Origin of the sequence: Paracoccus spongiarum (genome assembly GCF_030732095.1) — a bacterium.
Lineage (GTDB): Bacteria > Pseudomonadota > Alphaproteobacteria > Rhodobacterales > Rhodobacteraceae > Paracoccus > Paracoccus spongiarum.
Window position 1 is genome coordinate 73,077 of sequence record NZ_JAVAMQ010000012.1, and the last position, 21,482, is coordinate 94,558.

At 68.9% G+C, this 21,482-nt stretch carries 23 protein-coding genes and 1 tRNA gene; 18 read left to right on the forward strand and 6 right to left on the reverse strand.

What is annotated here, in order from left to right; genetic code table 11:
• The first annotated feature begins 6 nt into the window (after positions 1–6).
• The 5 genes from Q5Y72_RS13630 to preA all read left to right on the forward strand — a co-directional run bounded on the left by Q5Y72_RS13630 (position 7) and on the right by preA (position 5,503).
• Entirely contained in the window at positions 7–669 is a 663-nt protein-coding gene (locus tag Q5Y72_RS13630) for a response regulator transcription factor (protein WP_305963974.1), read from the forward strand.
• Positions 666–1,967, forward strand: coding sequence for a sensor histidine kinase (locus Q5Y72_RS13635; RefSeq protein WP_305963975.1), 1,302 nt, complete (start codon positions 666–668; stop codon positions 1,965–1,967). The genes Q5Y72_RS13630 and Q5Y72_RS13635 overlap by 4 nt, the downstream gene beginning before the upstream one ends.
• 98 nt (positions 1,968–2,065) lie before the next feature.
• Positions 2,066–3,406 (forward strand): NAD(P)-dependent oxidoreductase, encoded by a 1,341-nt coding sequence (locus tag Q5Y72_RS13640; protein WP_305963976.1) that lies wholly within the window; start codon positions 2,066–2,068, stop codon positions 3,404–3,406.
• The gene (locus Q5Y72_RS13645; protein ID WP_305963977.1) at positions 3,403–4,212 is read left to right on the forward strand and encodes a class I SAM-dependent methyltransferase; all 810 of its coding nucleotides are present in this window, start codon (positions 3,403–3,405) and stop codon (positions 4,210–4,212) included. Before Q5Y72_RS13640 ends, Q5Y72_RS13645 begins: the two co-directional genes overlap by 4 nt.
• Positions 4,205–5,503, forward strand: coding sequence for an NAD-dependent dihydropyrimidine dehydrogenase subunit PreA (gene preA, locus Q5Y72_RS13650; RefSeq protein ID WP_305963978.1), 1,299 nt, complete (start codon positions 4,205–4,207; stop codon positions 5,501–5,503). Before Q5Y72_RS13645 ends, preA begins: the two co-directional genes overlap by 8 nt.
• 129 nt (positions 5,504–5,632) lie before the next feature.
• On the opposite strand, the gene Q5Y72_RS13655 is transcribed toward preA, so the two are convergent.
• Genes Q5Y72_RS13655 through Q5Y72_RS13665 form a run of 3 tightly spaced genes read right to left on the reverse strand, consistent with a single transcriptional unit; the run spans position 5,633 to position 9,014 of the window.
• Entirely contained in the window at positions 5,633–7,105 is a 1,473-nt protein-coding gene (locus Q5Y72_RS13655; RefSeq protein WP_305963979.1) for a carboxypeptidase M32, read from the reverse strand.
• Complete coding sequence (gene ctaA / locus Q5Y72_RS13660; protein ID WP_305963980.1) at positions 7,102–8,247, reverse strand: heme A synthase; 1,146 nt, start codon at positions 8,245–8,247, stop codon at positions 7,102–7,104. The genes Q5Y72_RS13655 and ctaA overlap by 4 nt, the downstream gene beginning before the upstream one ends.
• Positions 8,248–8,285: 38 nt before the next feature.
• Positions 8,286–9,014 (reverse strand): RNA methyltransferase, encoded by a 729-nt coding sequence (locus Q5Y72_RS13665; protein WP_305963981.1) that lies wholly within the window; start codon positions 9,012–9,014, stop codon positions 8,286–8,288.
• A 72-nt stretch (positions 9,015–9,086) separates the two neighbouring features.
• Here Q5Y72_RS13665 and Q5Y72_RS13670 point away from each other — a divergent pair, with 72 nt between their 5' ends.
• From Q5Y72_RS13670 to Q5Y72_RS13685, 4 genes are all read left to right on the forward strand, one after another.
• Positions 9,087–9,689, forward strand: a complete 603-nt coding sequence (locus Q5Y72_RS13670; RefSeq protein WP_305963982.1) for a thiamine phosphate synthase — start codon at positions 9,087–9,089, stop codon at positions 9,687–9,689.
• 142 nt (positions 9,690–9,831) lie between these two features.
• Complete coding sequence (locus Q5Y72_RS13675; RefSeq protein ID WP_305963983.1) at positions 9,832–10,107, forward strand: PepSY domain-containing protein; 276 nt, start codon at positions 9,832–9,834, stop codon at positions 10,105–10,107.
• A 4-nt stretch (positions 10,108–10,111) separates the two neighbouring features.
• On the forward strand, positions 10,112–10,702 hold the full coding sequence (locus Q5Y72_RS13680; RefSeq protein ID WP_305963984.1) for a cytochrome b/b6 domain-containing protein: 591 nt from the start codon (positions 10,112–10,114) through the stop codon (positions 10,700–10,702).
• A complete protein-coding gene (locus tag Q5Y72_RS13685) occupies positions 10,699–11,253 on the forward strand; it encodes a helix-turn-helix transcriptional regulator (RefSeq protein WP_305963985.1) in 555 nt (184 codons plus the stop codon). The genes Q5Y72_RS13680 and Q5Y72_RS13685 overlap by 4 nt, the downstream gene beginning before the upstream one ends.
• On the opposite strand, the gene purN is transcribed toward Q5Y72_RS13685, so the two are convergent.
• The 3 genes from purN to Q5Y72_RS13700 form a co-directional block, all read right to left on the reverse strand.
• A complete protein-coding gene (gene purN, locus Q5Y72_RS13690; protein WP_305963986.1) occupies positions 11,250–11,840 on the reverse strand; it encodes a phosphoribosylglycinamide formyltransferase in 591 nt (196 codons plus the stop codon). The two genes, Q5Y72_RS13685 and purN, sit on opposite strands and share 4 nt — an antisense overlap.
• Positions 11,837–12,877: a phosphoribosylformylglycinamidine cyclo-ligase gene (gene purM, locus Q5Y72_RS13695; RefSeq protein WP_305963987.1), complete on the reverse strand. Its 1,041-nt coding sequence runs from the start codon at positions 12,875–12,877 to the stop codon at positions 11,837–11,839. The genes purN and purM overlap by 4 nt, the downstream gene beginning before the upstream one ends.
• A gap of 86 nt (positions 12,878–12,963) precedes the next feature.
• Positions 12,964–13,040: transfer RNA gene (locus Q5Y72_RS13700), tRNA-Ile, on the reverse strand.
• 331 nt (positions 13,041–13,371) lie between these two features.
• Between Q5Y72_RS13700 and Q5Y72_RS13705 the strand changes: the two genes are divergently transcribed.
• The 9 genes from Q5Y72_RS13705 to Q5Y72_RS13745 all read left to right on the forward strand — a co-directional run bounded on the left by Q5Y72_RS13705 (position 13,372) and on the right by Q5Y72_RS13745 (position 21,476).
• A complete protein-coding gene (locus tag Q5Y72_RS13705) occupies positions 13,372–13,899 on the forward strand; it encodes a hypothetical protein (protein ID WP_305963988.1) in 528 nt (175 codons plus the stop codon).
• Between the two features lie 99 nt (positions 13,900–13,998).
• Positions 13,999–14,667 (forward strand): HAD family hydrolase, encoded by a 669-nt coding sequence (locus Q5Y72_RS13710; RefSeq protein ID WP_305963989.1) that lies wholly within the window; start codon positions 13,999–14,001, stop codon positions 14,665–14,667.
• Entirely contained in the window at positions 14,664–15,623 is a 960-nt protein-coding gene (locus Q5Y72_RS13715; RefSeq protein WP_305963990.1) for a sugar-binding transcriptional regulator, read from the forward strand. Before Q5Y72_RS13710 ends, Q5Y72_RS13715 begins: the two co-directional genes overlap by 4 nt.
• 159 nt (positions 15,624–15,782) lie before the next feature.
• Complete coding sequence (locus Q5Y72_RS13720) at positions 15,783–17,108, forward strand: ABC transporter substrate-binding protein (RefSeq protein ID WP_305963991.1); 1,326 nt, start codon at positions 15,783–15,785, stop codon at positions 17,106–17,108.
• A 98-nt stretch (positions 17,109–17,206) separates the two neighbouring features.
• The gene (locus Q5Y72_RS13725; RefSeq protein ID WP_305963992.1) at positions 17,207–18,076 is read left to right on the forward strand and encodes a carbohydrate ABC transporter permease; all 870 of its coding nucleotides are present in this window, start codon (positions 17,207–17,209) and stop codon (positions 18,074–18,076) included.
• 10 nt (positions 18,077–18,086) lie between these two features.
• Positions 18,087–18,911, forward strand: coding sequence for a carbohydrate ABC transporter permease (locus Q5Y72_RS13730; protein WP_305963993.1), 825 nt, complete (start codon positions 18,087–18,089; stop codon positions 18,909–18,911).
• Positions 18,912–18,922: 11 nt separating this feature from the next.
• Positions 18,923–19,927 carry an ABC transporter ATP-binding protein gene (locus tag Q5Y72_RS13735; RefSeq protein ID WP_305963994.1) on the forward strand — a complete coding sequence of 335 codons (1,005 nt, stop codon included), beginning with the start codon at positions 18,923–18,925 and terminating at the stop codon, positions 19,925–19,927.
• A complete protein-coding gene (locus Q5Y72_RS13740) occupies positions 19,924–20,697 on the forward strand; it encodes an L-iditol 2-dehydrogenase (RefSeq protein WP_305963995.1) in 774 nt (257 codons plus the stop codon). Before Q5Y72_RS13735 ends, Q5Y72_RS13740 begins: the two co-directional genes overlap by 4 nt.
• A complete protein-coding gene (locus tag Q5Y72_RS13745; protein ID WP_305963996.1) occupies positions 20,697–21,476 on the forward strand; it encodes an SDR family NAD(P)-dependent oxidoreductase in 780 nt (259 codons plus the stop codon). The genes Q5Y72_RS13740 and Q5Y72_RS13745 overlap by 1 nt, the downstream gene beginning before the upstream one ends.
• The last annotated feature ends 6 nt before the right edge of the window (positions 21,477–21,482 follow it).

The window sequence follows — 21,482 nt, forward strand, 5'->3', positions numbered from 1 at the left end:
GACGGGATGCGCGCTTTGATCGTCGAGGATGATCCGATGCTGTCGGACCAGCTGGCGCAGGCCCTGCTGGAGGCGGGCTTCGTCACCGACCGCGCCGCCGACGGCATCGAGGGCGAGTTTCTTGGCGCCACCGAGGCCTATGACGTGGCCATCCTGGACCTGGGCCTGCCCGGCCTGCCCGGCATCGACGTGCTGACCCGCTGGCGCCAGCAGGGCATCGCCATGCCGGTGCTGGTCCTGACGGCGCGGGGTGACTGGACGGACAAGGTGGCCGGGTTCCGCGCCGGGGCCGACGACTACGCCGTGAAGCCCTTCCGCCTGGACGAGGTGGTGCTGCGCGCCCAGACCCTGATCCGCCGGGCCGCCGGCCATGCCAGCGCCGTGATCGCGGCCGGGCCGCTGCGGCTGGACAGCCAGCTTGGCGTCATTACCCGCGAGGGCGTGGCGCTGAAGCTGACCGGGTTCGAGACGCGCATCCTTGCCTATCTGATCCATCACCAGAACCGCGTCATCAGCCGCAGCGAGTTGTCCGAACACCTCTATGAGGCCGACACAGACCGCGACTTCAAGTCGATCGAGGTCGTCATCGGCCGGCTGCGGCGCAAGGTCGGCGACGGGCTGATCGAAACCCGGCGCGGCGAGGGCTATGTGCTGCGGACCGCGGGATGATGCGCTCGATCCGGGGGCGGCTTCTGGTGCTGGCGGCCGTTTGGCTCGGCGTGGCGCTGATCGGCGCGTTCCTGGTTCTGTCGCGCCTGCTGGACGGCTTCGTGACCGACCGTTTCGACGCCGAGGCCGCCGCCGCCGCCGATGCGCTGACCGCCCAGATCGAGGCCGATGCCCAGGGCGGCCTTCGGCTGGCCGCGCCGCCGCCCGACCCGCGCTTCGGGCTGCCGCTCAGCGGCTGGTACTGGCAGCTGGCGGTGGATGGCCGGGTCGTCGCGCGGTCGCCCTCTCTGCTGGATGGCCGGCTTGACGGGCCGGGCGGCGAGATCACCGGCGGTCGCGGCATCGGGGCCGATGGCGCCCCGCTGCGCGTGCTGCGCCGCGAGGTGACGGCGCCCGATGTCGAGGGCCGCGTTGCCATCACCGTGACCGCGCCGCTGGCCCAGATCCGCGCCAGCCTGGCCCAGATCCGCCGGCCGCTGGCGATCTCGCTGGCGGTGCTGGGGCTGGGGCTGGCGGCGGCCAGTGTGGTGCAGGTGACCGCCGGGTTGCGCAGCCTCGACCGCCTCGGCGCCGATCTGCGCCGCGTCCGCGCCGGCGCGGCCGAGCGTCTGCCCCTGCCCGATGTGCGCGAACTGCGCCCCCTGACGGTCGAGATCAACGCGGCCCTCGACCAGAACGCCGGCCTGCTGGGTCGCTCGCGCCAGCATCTGGGCAACCTCGCCCATTCGCTGAAGACGCCGCTGGCGGCGCTGGCCAACGAATTGCCGCCCGAGCATCGCGGCCAGGCGCTGATCGCGCGCATGGATCGCCTGATCGGCTGGCACCTGCGGCGGGCGCGGTCGGCGGGGCCGCGCGTGCTGGGGCAATGGACGCCGCTGCGCCCGGTGATCGACGACATCCTGCTGGTCCTGCGCTGGCCGTTGCGCGACCGGGGCCTGGCGGTGCGCGTCGACTGCCCCGAGCAGGCGGGCTTTGCGGGCGAGCGGCAGGATCTCGAGGAGATGATCGGCAATCTCGCCGAGAACGCGGTGAAATGGGCCCGTGCGCAGGTCGCGATCAGCGTGGCCTGCGATGCTGGCCGGCTGGTCATCCGCATCGAGGATGACGGCCCCGGCATGGCCCGGACCGACGCGCCGAAGGCGCTGATCCGCGGCGGCAGGCTGGACGAGCATGGCGCCTCGGGCTCGGGGCTGGGGCTGGCCATCGTCGCCGATCTGGCGGCGCTGCATGGGGGCGAATTGCGGCTGGAACGGGCGGATCTGGGCGGGCTTGCCGCGATTGTCGACCTTCCGGTGTGAATCTCCGCAGGGCCGGCGCCGCCGCGATTTTACCGTTTGATAAAATAACCGCCCTGTGTCAGCCTGATTCGCAGCAACAGGTGAGCCAGGAGACGAGGATGTCCCAAGCCAGACTGTCGCCGGGCGTGCGGCCCGGCCGGTTGACGCCCGACCAGTTGGCCCGGAACTTTGCCGATGTCGCGCCGCCGCTGGATGCGCACGAGGCGCGGGTGGCGGCCGACCGCTGCTATTTCTGCCATGATGCGCCCTGCGTCACCGCCTGCCCGACCTCGATCGACATTCCCCTGTTCATCCGCCAGATCGCGACCGGCACCCCGGACGCCGCGGCGATGACGATCCTGCACGCCAACATCCTTGGCGGCATGTGCGCCCGGGTCTGCCCGACCGAGACGCTGTGCGAGGGCGCCTGCGTGCGCATGGAGGCCGAGGGAAAGCCGGTCGAGATCGGGGCGCTGCAACGCTTTGCCACCGACGGGCTGATGGCCCAGCCGGGCCATCCCTTCCGCCGCGCCGCGCCGACCGGCAGGCGGGTGGCCGTGGTCGGGGCGGGGCCGGCGGGGCTGGCCTGCGCGCATCGGCTGGCCGCCAAGGGCCACGAGGTGGCGATCTTCGAGGCGCGGCCCAAGCCCGGCGGGCTGAACGAATACGGCATCGCAAGCTACAAGGCCGTGGACGGCTTCGCGCAGGCCGAGGTGGAGTGGCTGATCGGCATCGGCGGCATCACCCTGCGCCATGGCCAGCGCCTTGGCCAGCAGGTCACGCTGGACGGGCTGCGCGCCGATTTCGACGCGGTCTTCCTGGGCATGGGGCTGGGCGGCGTGAACGCGCTGCGCGCCGAGGGCGAGGACCGCGACAACGTGCTGGACGCGGTCGCCTTCATCCGCGACCTGCGGCAGGCGGACGATCTGGCCAACCTGCCGGTCGGCCGCGACGTGGTGGTGATCGGCGGCGGCATGACGGCGGTGGACGCGGCCGTGCAGGCGCGGCTTCTGGGAGCCGAGACGGTCACCATCGTCTATCGCCGCGACCGCTCGCGGATGGGCGCCAGCCGGCATGAACAGGATCACGCCACCGCCTCGGGCGTGCGGATCATCTGCAACGCCGCGCCGGTCGCCGTTCACGGAAACGGCAGCCTCGCCGAGGTGGAGTTCTGCCATACCGAGGACGGGCCGGACGGGCTGGCGATGACCGGCCCGCATTTCCGCCTGCGAGCCGACCAGCTGTTCCGCGCCATTGGCCAGCGGCTTGACTGCGCGCCCGAGGGGCTGGCGCTGGAGGGGGGAAAGATCGCGGTCACCGGGGCCGGCCGCACCTCTCTGAACGGGGTCTGGGCGGGCGGCGACTGCGCCCTTGGCGGCGACGACCTGACGGTGACGGCGGTGGCCGAGGGCCGCGATGCCGCCGAGGATATCCATGCGGCCCTGACAGGCGGACCATGACACTCGAATCCCGGGTCAGCGCGAATTACGGCAGCGGCAGGACGCTGGAGCGGATCCTGGGTCTTGTCGCTGCGGGCGGCGGCGATGCCGGGCATCCGACACTCGAGGCGCTGCAACAGGTCGATTCGATGCATCTGGGCGGCTGGCGCGCGACGCGGATGCTGCTGGACGGGCTTGCGATCCGGCCGGGAGAGGCGGTGCTGGACATCGGCTGCGGGATCGGGGCCGCCTCGCGGATGGCGGCAGCGCAGGATGGTGCATCGGTTCAAGGCATCGATCTGACGCCGGAATTCGTCGAGGTCGCGCGGGAACTGACCCGTCGCAGCGGCGTCGCCGGTGCGTCCTTTCGCCAGGGCAGCGCGCTCGACTTGCCGTTTCCCGACGGCAGCTTCGATGCCGCAATGATGCTGCATGTCGGCATGAACATCGCTCGGAAGCCTGCACTGTTCGCCGAAGTCGCCCGTGTCCTGCGGCCCGGGGGCCGCTTCGGCGTCTATGACGTGATGATCGTCGGACCGGGCGAGCCGGCCTATCCGATGCCATGGGCCGGCAGCGCCGGGATTTCCTTCCCTGAACGGCCCGATGACTATGCCGGCCATGCGGAAGCTGTCGGGATGCGCGAAACGGCCCGCGCCTCGCGTCTGGCCGAAGGTCTGGCCTTCCTGGACGCCGTGCGGGCCGCCGGCCCCGGCCGGGGCCTGCCGCCGGACCGCGCCGCCAATATCGAGGACGCCTTGCGTGCCGGAACGCTGGCGCCTGTCGAGATGATATTCACCCTTGGCCCGAAGGATGACGGACATGGCTGACCTGCGCAGCGACTTCATCGGCATCAGATCCCCCAACCCGTTCTGGCTGGCCTCGGCGCCGCCCACCGACAAGGAATACAATGTCCGCCGCGCCTTTCGGGCCGGCTGGGGCGGCGTCGTCTGGAAGACGCTGGGGGCCGAAGGCCCGCCGGTCGTCAATGTGAACGGGCCCCGCTACGGGGTCATCCACGGCCCGGACCGCCGCGTGCTGGGTCTGAACAACATCGAGCTGATCACCGACCGGCCGCTGGAGGTGAACCTGCGCGAGATCAAGTCGGTCAAGCGCGATTATCCCGACCGGGCGCTGGTCATCAGCCTGATGGTGCCCTGCGACGAGGAAAGCTGGAAGGCGATCCTTGCGGCGGTCGAGGATACCGGCGCGGACGGGGTCGAGCTGAATTTCGGCTGCCCGCACGGCATGTCGGAACGCGGTATGGGCAGCGCCGTGGGCCAGGTGCCCGAATATATCGAGATGGTCACCCGCTGGGTGAAGCAGCATTCGCGGATGCCCTGCATCGTCAAGCTGACCCCGAACGTCACCGATGTCCGCAAACCCGCCGAGGCCGCCAGGCGCGGCGGTGCCGATGCGGTCAGCCTGATCAACACGATCAACTCGATCACCTCGGTCGACCTGGACCTGTTCGCCCCGCAGCCGACCATCGACGGCAAGGGCGCGCATGGCGGCTATTGCGGCCCGGCGGTCAAGCCCATCGCGCTGAACATGGTCGCCGAGATCGCGCGCAGCCCCGAGACCCGCGGCCTGCCGATCAGCGGCATCGGCGGCATCACCACCTGGCGCGACGCGGCCGAGTTCATGGCGCTTGGCGCCGGGAATGTGCAGGTCTGCACGGCGGCGATGACCTATGGCTTCAAGGTCGTGCAGGAGATGATCTCGGGTCTGCGCGACTATCTCGATACCCGCGAGATGGCGCTGACAGAGCTGATCGGGCGGGCGGTGCCGAATGTCACGGACTGGAACCAGCTGAACCTGAACTATGTCACCAAGGCGGTGATCGACCAGGACGCCTGCATCAAGTGCGGGCGCTGCTATGCCGCCTGCGAGGACACCAGCCACCAGGCGATCGCGATGCGGCCGGGGCGCGTTTTCGAGGTGATCGAGGCCGAATGCGTGGCCTGCAACCTGTGCGTCGATGTCTGCCCGGTCGAGGACTGCATCACCATGCGCGAACTGGAACCGGGCGAGACCGATCCGCGCACCGGCCAGCAGCGCGGTGCCTATGCCAACTGGACGACGCATCCCAACAACCCGATGGCGCGCGCGGCCGAGTAGCCGCCCGCCAGACTTGCGTCCCGCGGTGGCCGGGGGTTCTGGCGCCCCCCGGACCCCCTGCCCCGGGGCGTGGCGCCCGACCCGCCTGCCGCCGCGACGGCTGCTGCGCCGGCGCGTGACACGGCGCGGTCAGAGCCGATAGATCTCGGCGAACTTCGCGTCGAGATATTCCAGCAGCGCGTCGGGCGAGACTGGCGCCCCGGTCGCATCCGCGATCAGCCGGCCGGCAGGCTTCAGCCCGCCATGGCGCTGGACGTTCTCGCGCAGCCATTCGACGCCCGGTGTGGCATCGCCCCGGCGCAGCGCCTCGTCGAGGTCGGGCACGTCCTGCCGCATCGCCCGGTCGAGGCAACCCGCGAAGACATTGCCCAGCGCATAGGTGGGGAAATAGCCGAACATGCCGACCGGCCAGTGCACGTCCTGAAGGATGCCGTTCGCCGGCCGGTCCACCGCGACGCCGAAATCGCGCAGGAAGCGCGCATTCCACGCCTTGACCAGATCGCGGACATCCAGCCGGCCGGCGATCAGGTCGCGTTCCAGATCGAAGCGCAGCATCACATGCAGGTTGTACTGCACTTCGTCGGCCTCGGTGCGGATGAAGCCCGGCGTCACCCGGTTGACAGTCGCGTAGAAATCATCGGCGCTGCGGATGTTCAGCCCGTCGAAGGCGTCGCCCATCCGGTGGAACAGCCAGTCGGTGAAGGCCCGGCTGCGGCCCAGCTGGTTCTCGTAGATGCGGCTCTGGCTTTCATGGGCGCCCATCGACACGCCCCGGCCCAGCGGCGTGAAGGCGTAATCGGGGTCGATGCCCAGTTCGTAGCTGGAATGGCCGACCTCGTGGATGGTCGAATAGATGCAGTTGAACGGCTCGGATTCCACGACGCGGGTGGTGATCCGGCTATCCTGCCAGCGGCCGCTGCTGAAGGGGTGCACGGCCAGGTCGATGCGGCCGCGCGACCAGTCATAGCCGAAGGCGCTGGCGCAGGCGCGCGACAGACGCAGCTGGGTTTCCTGAGGAAAATGGCCCTGCAGCTGCGGCGGCTGGCGTTCCGCGCCCAGCACCGCCTCGCGCAGGCTGACCAGCCGCGGGCGCATCACCTCGAACAGCCGGGCGATCTCGGCGGCGGTGGTGTCGGGCTCGTAATCCTCGAGCAGCGCGTCATAGGGATCGCCGCCATCGGCCAGCGCCGCCGCCTCCTCGCGCTTGAGCATCAGCACCTGGTCCAGCGTCGGCAGGAAATCCTCGGGCGCGTCATTGGCGCGGGCCTCGGCCCAGATGCCCTGTGCCAGCGAGGTGGTCCGGGCCAGTTCCGCCGCCAGTCGCGCCGGCACCCGGCTGCTGCGGGCATGGCTGCGCGCGATCAGCGCGACCACCCGCGTCTCGGCCTCGCCCTCGGGCCGGGCCGCGGCCAGCCATTCGCCGATGCGGGGATCGGTGCGGCGCTCGTGCAGCACGGCCTCCATCGCGGCCATCTCCTCGGCGCGCTGTTCGGTGGCGCCGCGCGGCATCACGGTTTCCTGGTCCCAGCCAAGCCGTTCGGCCACCGAGGACAGCGCCTCGGTCTGCCGCTGGAAGGCGAGGAGATCGTCGAAGGCACTCATCGGCTGGTCCCCCTGACCGAGGTTTCATGCGGAAAGCGGGCATGGTGCCGGGCGCGCAGGATCAGCACGAACAGCGCCACCGCGCCGATCTGGTGAGCCAGCGCAAGGGCCAGCGGCGCAGCATGGATCACGTTCAGGATGCCAAGGCCCATCTGCACCGCCACCATCACGATCATCGCCGTGAAGGCGCCGCGCGTCACCGGATGGGGCGAGCGGCGGGCGCGCAGCCAGACCACCACCGCGAAGATGCCCAGCAGATAGCCGGCCATGCGATGCACGAACTGCACCAGGGCCGGGTTCTCGAACAGGTTGCGCCAGCCCAGCTCGGCCGACCAGATCGCCGCGGGCACCCATTCGCCGCCCATGCGCGGCCAGCCGGTATATTGCCGGCCGGCGTCGATCCCCGCCACCAGCGCGCCGATGACGATCTGCAGAAAGGCCAGATGCATCAGCCCGGTGCTCATCGAGAACAGCCTGGCCTCGCCCGCGCGGCGGGCGCGCAGCAGCACCGCCTCGCTGCGGCCCAGTTGCAGCACATACCAGGCAATCAGCCCGAGGATCACGAAGGCAAGGCCCAGATGCGTCGCAAGCCGGTACGAGGCCACCCGCGTCACCCCCTCGACCAGCCCCGAGGAGACCATCCACCAGCCGATCGCGCCCTGCAGCCCGCCAAGCGCCCCCAGCGTCAGCAGCCGCGGCGTCCAGCCGGCCGGAATGCGGCGGGTGGCAAGCAAGGCCAGAAAGCCCACCGCCCAGACGAGACCGATCAGCCGGCCCAGCAGGCGATGCGACCATTCCCACCAGTAGATCGTCTTGAAGCCCGCCAGCTGCATGTCGGGATTGACCTCGACAAATTGGGGAATCTGCTTGTAAGCCCCGAATTCGGATTGCCATTCCGCCTCGGTCATCGGCGGCAGCGTGCCCGTCACCGGGGCCCATTCGGTGATCGACAGGCCCGATCCCGTCAGCCGCGTGGCGCCGCCCAGCGCGATCATCGCGACCAGCATCGCAAACAGCAGCATCAGCCACAGCCGGATCGCCCGCCGCGCCCCCTTCGGCGCCGCATCGATCATGCCGGTGCGGACGGGCGCGCGGCTTGCGGACGGGTCCGAGACCTCCTCGAAAACGGGACGCTTGGCCATCAAGGGCTCCTCTGGATTGGGCGGAGGTTAGGTCGGGCTCAGCGGCGGGTCAATTGTCGCAATAGCCCGTGCAGGATGCGCACATCGCCGCGGGTCAGCGGCAGCCGCGCCCACATGTTGCGCAGGTTCAGCCGCATCGAGGCGGCCTTGGTCTCGGGAAAGAAGAACCCGGCCTCGGCCAGCCGGTCCTCGTAGTGGTCGCCCAGCCTCTCGATCTCGACGCGGTCGGCCGGGGTCTCGGCATCGGGGCGGCGGGGCTGCGGGGCGGGCTGCGCGGGCAGCACCTCGCGGCCCCATTCATAGCCCATCAGCAGCACCGCCTGTGCCAGGTTCAGCGAGGGGAAATCCGGGTTGACCGGCACCGTCACGATCGCGTTGGCGCGGGCCACGTCGTCGTTTTCCAGCCCGGTGCGTTCCGGCCCGAAGATGATCGCCGTGCGACCCTGATGGGCGCGGGCGGCCTGCATCGCGGTCTCGGGGGTGTGCACGGGCTTGCTGAGTTCGCGCCCCCGCGCGGTGGTGGCGAAGGCCAGCTCGATCCCCTCCATGGCATGGGCCAGGCCCGGATAGACCCGCGCCCGGTCCAGCACCTGCCCCGCCGCCCCCGAGGCCATCGCCACCGCCTTCGGGTTCGGCCAGCCGTCGCGCGGGCTGACCAGGCGCATCTCGGTCAGGCCGAAATTCAGCATCGCCCGGGCGGCGGCGCCGATGTTCTCGCCCATCTGCGGGCGGACAAGGATGATGACGGGTCTGGGGCTGTCCTGCATGGCCGTCCGCATAGTCCGTCTGGCAGCGGGCGGCAAGCTGCGCTATTGCCACGGGAAACAGGGAGAGTGCCGATGAGCGACGCGCCGCAGCTGTATCTGATGACACCCGCGGGCGCGCAGGCCTCGGCGCTTGGCCCGCTGCTGGCAGAGGTGATGGACCGCCATCCCCCGGCCTGCCTGCGCATTCGCGGCGGCGCCGAGGAAGAGGAACTGGCCCGCATCGCCGACCTCGCGCGCGAGATCGCCCATGCCCGCGACGTGGCCGTGGTGATCGACGACCATGTGAAGCTGGCGCAGCGGCACGGGCTTGACGGGGTGCATCTGACCGATGGCGCGCGCACGGTGCGCTATGCCCGCAAGGAACTGGGCGCCGATGCGATCGTGGGCGCCTTCTGCGGCGCCTCGCGACACGAGGGCATGACCGCGGGCGAGGCGGGCGCTGATTACGTCAGCTTCGGCCCGGTTGGCGACAGCGTGCTGGGCCGGGGCGCGCCGGCCCCGCTGGAGCTGTTCGAATGGTGGTCCGAGATGATCGAGGTGCCGGTGGTGGCCGAGGGCGCGATCACCCGCGACCTGATCGCCCGGCTCTCGCCCATCACCGATTTCATTGCCATCGGCCCCGAGATCTGGGGCGCCGACGATCCCGGCCTTGCCCTGGGCGCGCTGTGGGGCTGATCCTGCGCATAAGCGCGGGCTTACGGCGCGCGCTTTAAGCGCCTGCCCAATGGCCGGCCCGTCGCCGACGGCTGTAGCTCGATCCCGGTCGGACATTCCCGACGGGCGGGGCATCGCGCCCCATCGAGCAAAGGACATCCACATGCGACTTCTGATCCTGACCGCCCTAGGCGGCACCATTCTGTCCCTCGGCGCCGCGCAGGCCGCCGGATGCGAGGGGCTGGCCACGGACACCGTGCTGGGCAAGACCCAGGCCGAGGCGACCGAAAGCCTGAAGGCGATGGGCTACGAGATCCGCAAGGCCGAGACCGAGGACGGCAAGATCGAGATCTATTTCGTCAAGGGCGCCGAGATGGGCGAGGTCTATGTCTCGCCCGAGACCGGCGCGATCACCAAGATGAGCTGCGAAGGCGCGTGATCCGATGACCCGCCACAGCGACCCCGCGTCGCCGAAGGCCGCCTGCGGACGCGACAGCGTCCGCATCGTGCCGGTCTGGGACCCCCTCGTGCGGGCGGTCCACTGGCTGCTGGCCGCGACCATCCTCGTGAACGGGCTGCTGAGCGACCCGGAATCGGACCTGCACGAGACCCTGGGCTATGTGGCGCTGGGGCTGCTGGTGCTGCGCCTCGGCTGGGGCCTGATCGGGCCGCGCCCGGCGCGGCTGGCCAGCTTTCCGCCCTATCCGCTGCGCGCGCTGCACCACCTGCGCGCGGTGCTGACGGGCGACCGGACGGTGCATCTGACGCACAACCCGCTGGGAGCGCTGATGGTCTGGAACATCTGGGGCAGCCTCGGCATCATCATCGCCACGGGAATCATGATGGGGACGCGCCGGTTCTTCGGCGTGGACTGGGTCGAAGAGGTGCATGAGGCGATGTTCGACTGGCTGCTGCTGTCGGTGGTGCTGCATGTCGGCGGCGTGATCTTCGACAGCCGCCGCTCGGGCGTGCCGCTGGTCCGCGCGATGATCGACGGGCGCAAGCGCATCCCGGCCGACGCGCCGATCGAATGAGGCTGACCCCGCTGATCGGTCACCTGCGCCGGCAGCGCGCCGCGATGCTCAGCGTGGTCATCGTCCTGCAGGCGATCTGCGCGACCTTCTTTTTGATCGACGTGATCGAGGATTTCCTCGAGCCCGATGACGGCCGGCTGCATGTCGAGCTTGAGGTGCTGGCCGTGCTGGGCCTGTGCGCCGGCGTGGTGATCCTGCTTTACGAGTTGCGCGACATGCTGGCGCGCATCGACAGCATGGATCGCGGCATCCGCGCCGCCCGCGGCGACATGAGCGACCTGATCGAGGCGTTCTTCGCCGCCTGGGCGCTGACCCCGTCGGAACGCGAGGTGGCAACGCTGGTGCTGAAGGGCTTTGACAACGAGGCGATCGCGGGGCTGCGCGGCGTGGCCGTGGGCACCGTGCGCGCACAGACGGCCCGCATCTACGCCAAGGCCGGCATCGACGGGCGGGCGCAGCTGTTCAGCGTCTTCATGGAGGAATTGCTGGCCGATCCCGCCGACCGCAGTCCGGCACCCGGCGATGACGGCAGTCGCCGGTCAGCGCCCTAGCACAGCGTCACCGGCGTCCGGTCGCCCGCCGCAAAGCGGCGCAGCACCGCCGGATACAGGCGGTGTTCCTGCACCAGCACCCGCGCCGCCAGCATGGCCGGCGTGTCGCCGGGCAGCACCGGCACCCGCGCCTGGCCAAGGATCGGACCGGCATCCAGTTCGGGCGTGACCAGATGCACCGTCGCCCCGGCCTCGGCGTCGCCCGCCGCGAGGGCGCGGGCATGGGTGTCCAGCCCCGGATATTTCGGCAGCAGCGAGGGGTGGATGTTCAGCATTCGCCCGGCAAACCGGGTCACGAAAGCCGGCGTCAGGATGCGCATGAAGCCGGCAAGGCAGATGATGTCTGGCTCTGCCGCCAGCAGCGGCTCGATCAGCGCGGCCTCGAAGCCTGCGCGGTCGCGGGGAAAGGCGCGATGATCGACCGCGGCGGTCGGAATGCCCAGCGCCGCGGCCCGCGCAAGCCCCGCGGCCCCGGGATCGTTCGAGGCCACCAGCACCGGTCGGGCGGGGTGATCGCCGGTCATGTCCTGAACCAGCCGCAGCATGTTCGAGCCGCCGCCGGAGATCAGCAGGGCGACGCGCTTCACCCAAGGGTCCCGGAATAGCGGATGCCCGCGCCGGCGCCGACATGGCCGATGCGGTGCACCGTCTCGCCCGCCTCCGCCAGCAGCCCGGCCAACGCCTCGGCCCGGTCGGGCGCGACCACGAGGATCATGCCGAGGCCGCTGTTGAAGGTCTTCAGCATCTCGGCCGCGGCGATCCCGCCCGCCTCGGCCAGCCAGGCAAAGACCGGCGGCAGCGGCCAGGACGACAGGTCGATCTCGGCACCCAGATCGCCGGGCAGGACACGCGGCAGGTTCTCGGTCAGCCCGCCGCCGGTGATATGGGCCAGCGCATGAACGCCGCCCGCCCGGATCGCCGCCAGCGCCGGGCGCACATAAAGCCGCGTCGGCACCAGCAGCGCCTGCCCCAGCGTCGCATCGGCGAAAGGCGCGGCGTCGGCCCAGCCCAGGCCGGCACGCTCGGCGACCTTGCGCACCAGCGAATAGCCGTTGGAATGCACCCCGTCCGAGGCAAGGCCCAGCAGCACATCGCCGTTCTGCACCCCCTGCGGCAGCGCCGTGCCGCGCTGCATCGCCCCGACTGCAAAGCCCGCCAGGTCGAAATCGCCGTCGTGATACATGCCCGGCATCTCGGCCGTCTCGCCGCCGATCAGCGCGCATCCGGCCGATTTGCAGCCCCGCGCAATGCTTTCGACAACCCGCGCGCCCTCATCGACCGACAGCTTGCCGGTGGCGAAATAATCCAGGAAGAACAGCGGCTCGGCACCCTGGCACACGAGGTCGTTGACGCACATGGCGACCAGGTCCTGGCCGATGCCGTCCAGATGGCCGGTGTCGATGGCGATGCGCAGCTTGGTGCCCACCCCGTCGGTCGCGGCGACCAGCACCGGATCGTCATAGCCCGCCGCGCGCGGATCGAACAGGGCGCCAAAGCCGCCAAGCGCATCCATGACGCCGGGCCGCGCGGTCGCGGCGGCGGCGGGCTTGATCCGCTCGACCAGCGCATTTCCCGCGTCGATGTCGACGCCCGCATCGCGATAGCTGATCCCGTTCTTCGTCATGGCGGCCCCCGGCTGGATTCGCGCCCCCGATATCGGAACCCGCCCATGGGGGCAACGGCCAAGACGGCCGCCCCGGCGGCGCGGCGTGGTAGGCCCGGAGGGACTTGAACCCCCAACCAAGGCGTTATGAGCGCCCTGCTCTGACCAATTGAGCTACAGGCCCGCGCCGCGCGATCTGCCTAGACCTGCCGGGCGCTTCGGTCAAGCGGGGCGCGGCCGCAAGGCAGCGGGTGCCTCTATCTGATATGCTAGAATTGCAAATCGCAACCACGGGTAGAATTTTGTCTGAATTGCCTCAATCATAGGCATCAAAAGACCCTATACAGACTGCCGCTTCTAGCCTAATTTGAACACATGAGTCGCGTTCAGCCCGATCACGCCATCGGCCTGCTTTGGCTGGCCGGACCTGCCGCACCGCGCGTGCGTCCGCAGGGCCTGCCTGTGCGTGACCAGAGATCGCCCTGCCGGCCGCCGGGCACAGGACCCATTCGCCCATGATCGTTCCCGCGCTGATCCTGGCGATCCTGTCCGGCACCGTCGCCGCGGCGATCAGCCTGATCGCCGATTTCGGCTGGGTTCAGGCGCTGGTCGCCTATTGGGTGGCGGGCAACATCGCGCTGATGCTGTTCCTGATCCCGCGGCTGATTTCGGGCGCCCCGGCGGAGGCGCGCCCTGCCGCGCCGCACATGCTGCGCCCGGCCGGGCGGCTGGTCATCGCGACCGGATGGGTGACCCTGGGTCTTGCAATGGTGTTCTGGCAAAGTTTCCACAACCACGGCGACCTGGCGCGGGCCGGCCATCCGCACGAGATCGGCAGCCTGCTGGGGATGCAGGCTGGCCCGCCGGACGATTCGCGCTATCTGCGCGGCGGCGATGCGCCGGGTGCGGTGCGGCAGGTGCTGGACCATCTGCTGCGCCTCGACATCTGGATCGCCGGCGTGCTGCTGTATCTCTATGGCACGGCGCGGCTGCTGGGCATTGCGGCCGCGCAGGTCCTGCCCGGCGACGACAGCCGGGACTGATCCCCGGTCCCGATCCGATCCCGTTCACATGTCCTCCGGGCATTTGCGCGCGGCCCGCGCGGGCCTATGCTGCGGACGAGGCGGCGGCGGAGGGGCGCGGTGGGTCCGGACCTGATCATCTTCGATTGCGACGGCGTGATTGCCGACAGCGAGATCATCTCGGCCACGGTGCTGATCGCACAGTTGGCCGAACTGGGCCTGCCGGTCACGCTGGACGAGGTGCGGCGCGACTTTCTGGGCCGCAGCTTTCCGACCGTCGCCCGGCTGCTGCGCGACCGCTTCGGCCAGCCCCTGCCCGGGGATTTCGAGGCCAGCTACCGCCGCCGCCTGCTGGACCGCTTTGCCACCGAACTGCGCCCAACGCCCGGCCTCACCGAAATGCTGGCCGGTCTGACCCATCCGGCCTGCGTGGCGACCTCGTCCAGCCCGCCGCGGGTTGCGACCACGCTGGCGGTGCTGGGTCTGACGGCGCGGTTCGGCCCGCATGTCTTCACCGCAAGCGAGGTTGCCAACGGCAAACCCGCGCCGGACCTGTTCCTGCTGGCAGCCAGGCGGATGGGCATCGCCCCCGCCCGCTGCCTGGTGGTCGAGGACAGCCCGCCGGGCATCGCGGCGGGGCTGGCGGCGGGGATGCAGGTCCTGCATTATCGCGGCGGCGCGCATCTGCGCGGCCTGCCCGCCACGCCCGGCCCGGTGCGCGGCTTTGACAACTGGGCCGAATTCCCGCAATTCTTGTCCGAAACCCCGCAAGGAGCCGCCGCCCCGTGAACGCCGGACGTTTCAGCCCCGAGGCCACGCGCCTCGACGATGCGGCCCGCGCAGGCTGGCTGTATTATGTCGCGGGAAATACCCAGGACGAGATCGCGCGCAAGCTGGGCGTCAGCCGGCAATCGGCACAGCGGCTGGTCGCGATGGCTGTCAGCGAACGGCTGATCAAGGTGCGCGTGGATCATCCCATCGCGCGCTGCATGGATCTGGCGGGCGCGCTGTCGCGGCGATACGGGCTGATGATCTGCGAGGTCGTGCCCTCGGACCCCGACGCCCCGGACCTGCTGACCGGCATCGCCATCGCCGCCGCGGCCGAGCTGGAGCGCACGCTGAAATCGCCCGAGCGGCGGATCATCAGCCTCGGCACCGGCCGGGCGCTGAAGGCCACGGTCGAGCAGTTGCCGCGCATGGCCTGCCCACAGCATGTCGTCGTCTCGCGGCTGGGCAACATGATGCAGGACGGATCGGCCTCGCCCTACAACGCCACCATCCACCTGGCCGAACGGATCGGCGCGCCGCATTACCCCTATCCGCTGCCCGTCCTCGCCCGCGATCCGGCCGAGCTGGCCGCACTGCAGCGCCAGGAGGCGGTGCAGAACACCATCGCGCTGTGCCAGTCGGCCGATCTGTCGCTGGTCGGCATCGGCCAGATCAGCCACCGCGCGCCCCTGCAGGTGGACGGCTTCGTCACCAGCCGCGAGATGGACGAGCTGGATGCCGCCGGCGCCGTGGGCGAGATCACCAGCTGGGTCTATGACCGGGAGGGCCGGCTGATCGACTGCGCATTCAACGCCCGCGTCGCCTCGGCGCCGCTGCCGCGGGCCTGCGAAAGGCCGGTGATCGCGGTGGCGACGGGCGAAAGCAAGCTGGTGGCGATTCGCGCCGCGCTGACCGGCAAGCTGGTCAACGGGCTGATGACCTCTGAGGCGACCGCCGAAAGGCTGCTGTCCGACTGAGCGCATGGGAGGGGTAATTCGATTGAACGTCAGTCCCTTGCGCATCATGCGCCCGCGCCTGCGGGGCGATGTCGCAGAGGGGAATTGACAGGAGGGCACAAGTTTGTGAGTATTTGCCCATCAGGGTGGCAATTGCCCACACTGCCAAGGGAGGACATCATGAACACGACAATCCGCGCCCTGACGGGCGCGACGGCGCTGTGCGCCATTGCCGGCATCGCGGCCGCGCAGGACAATGTGACGCTGACCGTCGCCACCGTGAACAATGGCGACATGATCCGCATGCAGGAGCTGACCGGCGAATTCACCGCCGCGAACCCGACGATCTCGGTCGAATGGGTGACGCTGGAGGAGAACATCCTGCGCGAGCGCGTCACCACCGACATCGCCACCCAGGGCGGCCAGTATGACGTGCTGACCATCGGCACCTACGAGGTGCCGATCTGGGCCAAGCAGAACTGGCTGGTGCCGCTGGACGACATGCCCGCCGATTACGACGCCGACGACCTGCTGCCCGCCGTGCGCGAGGCGCTGTCGGTCGACGGCACCCTCTATGCGGCGCCCTTCTACGGCGAATCCGCGATGGTCATGTATCGCACCGATCTGGCCGAGGCCGCCGGCGTGACCATCCCCGAAAGCCCGACCTGGACGGACATCAAGGCCGCGGCAGAGGCGATGACCGACAAGGCCAATGAAGTCTATGGCATCTGCCTGCGCGGCAAGCCGGGCTGGGGCGAGAACATGGGCTTCATCACCGCGATGGCGAACAGCTATGGCGCGCGCTGGTTCGACATGGACTGGAAGCCCCAGTTCGACAGCGAGGAATGGAAGGCGACGATGACCGACTACCTGACGATGATGACCGAATACGGTCCTCCGGGCGCGTCGTCGAACGGCTTCAACGAGAACCTGTCGCTGTTTCAGCAAGGCAAGTGTGCGATCTGGATCGATGCGACAGTCGCTGCCGGCTTCGTGACCGACCCCGACACCTCGACTGTGGCCGACAGTGTCGGATTCGCACAGTTCCCGAACCGCGAGGGGGTCGACAACCACGGCAACTGGCTGTGGGCATGGAGCCTTGCGGTGCCGGCCTCGTCGAAATCGCCCGACGCGGCCAAGACCTTCATCGCCTGGGCGACCGGCAAGGGCTATACCTCGCTGATCGCCGAGAAGCAGGGCTGGCGCGCGGCGCCTCCGGGCACGCGGACCTCGCTTTACGAGAACGCCGAATACCAGGAAGCCGCGCCCTTCGCCGCGATGACGCTGACATCGATGAATGCCGCGAACACCGCGAAATCCTCGGTACAGGACATTCCCTACACCGGCGGGCAGTTCGTCGCGATCCCGGAATTCCAGGGCATCGGCACCTCGGTCGGCCAGCAGTTCTCGGCGGCGCTTGCCGGTCAGATGTCGGCTGACGACGCCCTGGCATCGGCACAGAGCAACGTCACCCGCGAGATGACCCGCGCCGGCTACATCAAGTAACAGCCTCGAACCTCACCGTGCCGCCCGGCCTCGTCCGGGCGGCGCCTCGCCCGAGGACCGGCACGATGCCGGCCCCGCGCCGACCGAGGAGTCCCGCCATGGCCACACGCCAGACCGCAAGCCTCGCCCGCCTCATGCGCGCCCCCGCCATCATCCTGCTGCTGATCTGGATGGCCGTGCCGCTGGCGATGACGCTTTACTATTCCTTCCTGAACTACAACCTTCTGAACCCCGCCGGCACCAGCTGGGCCGGATGGTTCAACTACCAGTATTTCTACACCGATCCGGCCTTCTTCGCCTCGATCTGGAACACGCTGGTCCTGGTGCTGGGCGTGCTGTTCATCACCGTGGTCGGCGGCATCGCCATCGCCATCCTGATCGACAAGCCGATCTTCGGGCAGGGCATCGTGCGGATCCTGGTGATCAGCCCGTTCTTCGTGATGCCGCCGGTTGCGGCGCTGATCTGGAAGAACATGATCATGCATCCCAGCTACGGGGTGTTCGCCGACATTGCCAAGTTCTTCGGCGCAGCGCCCGTGGACTGGTTCGCGCAGTATCCGCTGTTCTCGATCATCCTGATCGTGGCCTGGCAATGGCTGCCCTTCGCGACACTGATCCTGCTGACCTCGCTGCAATCGCTGGACGGCGAGCAGATGGAGGCTGCCGAAATGGACGGCGCGCCCGCCTACAGCCGCTTTCTCTACCTGGTGCTGCCGCACATGGCCCGCGCGATCACCGTGGTGATCCTGATCCAGACGATCTTCCTTCTGGGCATCTATGCCGAGATCCTGGTGACGACCAATGGCGGTCCGGGCACGGCATCGACCAACCTGACCTTCCTGATCTACCGCGCCGCGCGCCTGAACTTCGACATCGGCGGCGCAGCGGCAGGCGGCATCATCGCGGTCATCCTCACCAATATCGTCGCCGTCTTCCTGATGCGCGCCGTCGGCAAGAACCTGGATTGAGAGGAACGACATGGCACGCGCAGTTTCCCGCAACACCAGGATCGGCTGGACCATCGCCGCATGGGTCGTGGCGCTGATCATCTTCTTCCCGATACTCTACACCATCATCACCAGCCTGAAATCCGAACAGGAGGCGATCTCGGGCTTCAACCTGATCCCGTCCTTCACGCTGCAAAGCTATGAGACGGTGCAGAGCCAGAACAACTACTTCCGGCCCTTCATGAACTCGGTCATCCTGGCGGTCGGCTCGACCCTGCTGGCGCTGATCGTGGCCATTCCGGCGGCCTGGGCGATGGCCTTCTCGCCGACCAGGCGGACCAAGGACATCCTGATGTGGATGCTCAGCACCAAGATGATGCCCGCGGTCGCGGTGCTGGTGCCGATCTACCTGATCTTCCTGCGCACCGGGCTGATGGACACGCGCATCGGGCTGACCGTCCTGCTGATGCTGATCAACCTGCCGATCGTGATCTGGATGCTCTACACCTATTTCCGCGAGATCCCGGGCGAGATCCTGGAAGCCGCGCGGATGGACGGCGCCACCCTGCGCGACGAGATCCTGTATATCCTGACGCCGATGGCGGTTCCCGGCATTGCCTCGACGATGCTGCTGAACATCATCCTGGCCTGGAACGAGGCGTTCTGGACGATCCAGCTGACCACCACCAACGCGGCGCCGCTGTCGGCCTTCATCGCGTCCTTCAGCAGCCCGCAGGGCCTGTTCTGGGCCAAGCTGTCGGCGGCCTCGACCATGGCCATCGCCCCGATCCTGATCCTTGGCTGGTTCAGCCAGAAGCAACTTGTCCGCGGCCTGACCTTCGGCGCGGTGAAATAAGGAGAACCACGATGGGACGCATTACCCTTGAAGGCGTGGCCAAGCGTTTCGGCGATGTCGAAGTCATCCCGCCCCTGAACCTGGATATCGAGGACGGCGAGTTCGTCGTCTTCGTGGGCCCGTCGGGCTGCGGTAAATCCACCCTGCTGCGGCTGATCGCGGGATTGGAGGATGTCAGCGACGGGCGCATCCTCATCGACGGCAAGGACGCCACCGACGAATCCCCGGCCAAGCGCGGGCTGGCGATGGTGTTCCAGTCCTACGCGCTGTATCCGCACATGTCGGTCAGGAAGAACATCGCATTCCCGATGAAGATGGCGGGCATGGACCAGGCCGAACAGGATCGCCGCATCGAGGCGGCGGCCAAGGCGCTGAACCTGACCAACTACCTCGACCGCAAGCCGGGTCAGTTGTCGGGCGGCCAGCGTCAGCGGGTCGCCATCGGCCGGGCCATCGTGCGCGAGCCGTCGGCGTTCCTTTTTGACGAGCCGCTGTCGAATCTGGACGCGGCGCTGCGGGTGGGGATGCGGCTGGAGATCAGCGAACTGCACAACCGGCTGAAGACCACGATGATCTATGTGACCCATGACCAGGTCGAGGCGATGACCATGGCCGACAAGATCGTGGTGCTGCATGCCGGCCGGATCGAACAGGTCGGATCGCCGCTGGAACTGTATCTGCGCCCGAAGAACGCCTTTGTCGCCGCCTTCATCGGCAGCCCCAAGATGAACCTGTTCACCGGCGCGGCGGCGGCCGAATACGGCGCCACCACCATCGGCGTGCGCCCCGAACACATCGCCATCTCGCCCACCGCCGGCAAGTGGCAGGGTCGCGTCGGCGTCAGCGAGCATCTGGGCTCGGACAGCTTCTTCTATGTCGAGGATACCGGGCTGGCCGAAACCATCACCGTCCGCTCGGACGGCGAGGTGAACATGCATCACGGCGATACCGTCTGGCTGACCCCCACCGAGGACAAGATCCACAAGTTCGACGCAAACGGGGACCGCATCCAATGACACGGCTTTCCGGCAAGCGCGCCCTGATCACCGGCTCGGCACGGGGCATCGGGCTGGAACTGGCCCGCGCCTATCTGGCCGAGGGCGCACAGGTGGCGATCGGCGACATCAACATCGATGCCGCCCGGTCCGCCGCCGAAGGACTTGGCCAGGGTGCCATCGCGGTGCGGCTGGATGTCACCGACCAGGCCTCGATCGATGCCTGCGTGGCCGAGGTCGAGGCCGCCCTTGGCGGCATCGACATCCTCATCAACAACGCGGCGCTGTTCACCGCGGCCCCGCTGGTCGAGATCACCCGCGCCGATTACGACCGCATCTTCGCGGTCAATGTCTCGGGCACGCTGTTCATGATGCAGGCCGTCGCGCGCGGGATGATCGCGCGCGGCACCGGCGGACGGATCATCAACATGGCCAGCCAGGCCGGCCGTCGCGGCGAATCGCTGGTCGCCGTCTACTGCGCCAGCAAGGCCGCCGTGATCAGCCTGACCCAGTCGGCCGGGCTGAACCTGATCCCGCACGGCATCAACGTCAACGCCATCGCGCCCGGCGTGGTCGATGGCGAGCACTGGGACGGCGTCGATGCATTCTTTGCGAAATACGAAGGCAAGGCGCCCGGCCAGAAAAAGCGCGAGGTCGGCGAGGCCGTGCCCTTCGGCCGCATGGGCACCGCCGCCGACCTGACCGGCATGGCGATCTTCCTGGCCTCCTCCGAGGCCGACTACATCGTCGCCCAGACCTACAATGTCGATGGCGGGAACTGGATGAGCTGATGGATCTGGGTCTGACCGACAAGGTCGCCGTCATCACCGGCGCCAGCAAGGGCATTGGCCTGGGCATCGCCCGCGCCTTCGCCCGCGAGGGGGCGCATGTGGTGATGACCGCGCGCGGGGGCGACGCGCTGCGCGAGGCCGCCGAAGCGGTCGCCGCCGCGTTCGGCGTCACCGCGCGGCCCGTCGCCTCGGACGTGGCCACCGCCGAGGGCTGCCGGGCGATCATCGACGCCGCCGCGGAACTGGGCGGCGCCGACATCTTCGTGTCGAATGCCGGCACCGGATCGAACGAGACCGTGGCCGAGGCCCCGGACGAGAAGTGGCAGTTCTTCTGGGACCTGCATGTGATGGCCGCCGTGCGGCTGTCGCGCGGGCTGGCCGACCAGATGGCTGCCAAGGGCGGCGGCGCGATGCTGATGAACGCCTCGATCTGCGCGGTCCAGCCGCTGTGGTACGAGCCGATCTACAACACCACCAAGGCGGCGCTGCTGATGCTGGGCAAGTGCCTGTCGACCGAGATGATCGCGCGCAACATCCGCGTGAACACGGTCAATCCCGGCCTGATCCGCACCCCCGACTGGGAAAACACCGCGCGCGAACTCTCGGGCGCGGAGTGGGAAGGCTATCTGCAACAGGTCGCCGACGAACACGCCCCGATCCGCCGCTTTGGCACGGTCGAGGAGCTGGCGGATTTCTGCGTCTTCCTGTGTTCGGAACGCGCCTCCTACAGCGTCGGATCGGCCTATCACGTCGATGGCGGCATGCTGCGCACAATCTGAAAGGTC